The organism is Aquabacterium sp. (genome assembly GCF_004297345.1).
Lineage (GTDB): Bacteria > Pseudomonadota > Gammaproteobacteria > Burkholderiales > Burkholderiaceae_C > Aquabacterium.
Map to the genome: position 1 here is coordinate 1 of NZ_SCTN01000581.1, position 1,596 is coordinate 1,596.

Annotated in this window: 1 protein-coding gene; it reads right to left on the minus strand. The window is 36.2% G+C overall.

Features of this window, described 5'->3' with window-relative positions:
• Positions 1-287 precede the first annotated feature (287 nt).
• Positions 288-1,596: hypothetical protein (locus EPO09_RS21690; RefSeq protein ID WP_290646608.1), on the minus strand; the 1,309-nt coding region annotated here is incomplete at its 5' end.

Consider the following 1,596-nt stretch of genomic DNA (forward strand, 5'->3'; position numbering starts at 1 on the left):
AAATAAATTGGAAACCGATCCCGTCTTTCGAAAAAAGATTATGGATGCTAAAGACCATAAAGCCGGGATAAAAATTCTCAAAGAAGCCCTATGATCGCAAAATTCAGTTGGATTTTGGCCATTTTCACGTTTTCGGTTACCAAATCTTATGCACTTTTTCAAATACTTCTATTAACACTAACCGAAAAATTCTCTCTATGAAGGATGAAAATGACCTGAATTTTCATGAATACATCTCAATTTAATCCTTAAGTACACTATAAAAATATAAAGAGCATGAATGGGTTTTATGCGATTTTTTCTATCAATTTAGCAGCTTTCATGAAAATCTTATAAAAATCCGGATTTTTCAAAATTTTTTTAATGCCACTAGGCAATTTTCCTTCAATCTGTGATTCTTTCTCCTTTTGAATGCGATTCATATCTAATTGCGCAAATCGAGCCGATAAGGTTTGTTGTCCGTTAAGGATAATATTCATAAATTTCGGACATTCCAAATTTTTCATCATCGGTGTTTCAGCTATCATAGCTCGAACAGTGCGACAAAGTGTACCCATTCCTGTCCTTTTGTATTCCAAACGTTGGAATTCTCTAAATAAGCGTTCCATGCAATTCGATGTCCTTTGTGGGTACACGAATGCGATTTCTCCATTTGGCAGTCGAGCTTCAACAGGCTTAGAAAAGAGCATTTTCCAGTATTTTAAAATCTGCTTGATCATTTTTTTGTAGGCTTCGTCAACGTTATTTTTTATTTCGTAGGATTCAATGAAAACTTTGAGTTGATCTTCCATCAAAGTCATATTGCACTCCTCTCCATCCTCATTCAACCCTTTTACACCATATACCGGTGCTATTTTCATTATGTTCCGCAGACGATCAAAATCTTCCACTTTCTTTTCTAGAACAGTCATCTGTCTGCGGAGATCGGGATCTTCCAGGACAGAAGCCAGTAGAAATTTTAGTTCGGATAGCTCTTCAAAGTCTAAAGAGTACTCTTTAAGACTATCGTATGTTTTTTTCATTCTTTGTAAATATGCAAGATTTGACCGGTCAAATGGAAATCCATAGCCATTCAATTCTTGTTCATATGCAAGAATCCACAGTGCCTTGCAATATGCTTTTATAACTCCCGGAAGTGTCTGAAACAATGATTGATACTTTTCTTCATTATATGTTGTCAGGTAGTCCTTGAGCTGTTGATTAGTTTCTATGCTTTCCTTGCATTTTTTTACGAATTCATTAAGTCGTTTAGTTATAGCATACTGCTTAAGAATGTTTTGCAATTTTGTATTTTCATATTCCAAGAAATCTTTTCCGACCGATCTCAAAAAATGGAAGTGACAAATAAGAAGTAAAACGCCGGGATATACTTCACGAAAAGCAGCCAAGTTTGATGCGAGCATGTCACAGATACCAGCTAAAGGAGTACCGTATTTTTCCTTAAGTTCCCTCATAAAGGATGCAACAGTCTCTGTCGACTCGGTGGGTAACTTTACACTTCCTAAGACGATACTTATATTTTCTGAAATTTCTTCTGCTACAGCACACATCAGGTGAGCAGAGCCATCACCGGGGTGCATCGCATCAAAGTATAAG